Origin of the sequence: Bacillus sp. JJ1521 (assembly GCF_036965165.1) — a bacterium.
Lineage (GTDB): Bacteria > Bacillota > Bacilli > Bacillales > Bacillaceae_L > Ferdinandcohnia.
On record NZ_JBALOX010000191.1, the window covers coordinates 9,939 to 10,154 of the forward strand.

General features: G+C 42.1%; 1 protein-coding gene. It reads left to right on the forward strand.

What is annotated here, in order from left to right; all coding sequences use genetic code 11:
- A partial coding sequence (locus V7147_RS21345) for a GTP-binding protein (protein ID WP_335369830.1) occupies window positions 1–216 on the forward strand: 216 nt, incomplete at both ends.

Sequence of the window (216 nt, forward strand, 5' to 3'; positions counted from 1 at the left end):
GAGAAGCTGGTGGTATTACACAGCATATTGGTGCATATCAAGTTGTTGTTAATGATAAGAAAATTACCTTCTTAGATACTCCAGGACATGCTGCGTTTACGACTATGCGTGCTAGAGGGGCTAAGGTTACAGATATCACAGTATTAGTTGTTGCAGCAGATGATGGTGTAATGCCACAAACTGTTGAAGCAATTAACCATGCGAAGGCTGCTGAGG